Source organism: Stenotrophomonas sp. GbtcB23 (genome assembly GCF_019091045.1).
Taxonomy (GTDB): Bacteria; Pseudomonadota; Gammaproteobacteria; order Xanthomonadales; family Xanthomonadaceae; genus Stenotrophomonas; species Stenotrophomonas rhizophila_A.
The window spans coordinates 1-283 of record NZ_JAGXKC010000351.1; the positions used below are offsets into that span (position 1 = coordinate 1).

Annotated in this window: 1 protein-coding gene; it reads right to left on the reverse strand. The window is 62.5% G+C overall.

Annotated features, from left to right (window positions below; translation table 11 throughout):
- Positions 1 to 283, reverse strand: a 283-nt coding sequence (locus KVS69_RS19375) for a MobA/MobL family protein (protein ID WP_217539573.1), incomplete at both ends; no start/stop codon positions are given.

Consider the following 283-nt stretch of genomic DNA (forward strand, 5'->3'; position numbering starts at 1 on the left):
GCCTCGGCCCAATCTCCCCTGAGCATCGCGTTCTCGGCCTGGACCTCCAAGCGTCTATGGTCCACCCGCGCATCTATCCCTGCCAATGCCAGGTGCGCATTGGTGAGCTCAGCCACAGTCGCTCGCACCCACTCCACCTCCGACCGCCCCGATGAGCCGCCATCCAGCTCACGAGTTTTGTCTCCGAAGCCGTCGGGGGTCATACGGCGGGTCGTGGCAAGAATATGGACATGGAAATTCCGTCCGTCCCGTGTCCCGGGGCTATGAATGCTTGCCTGGATTG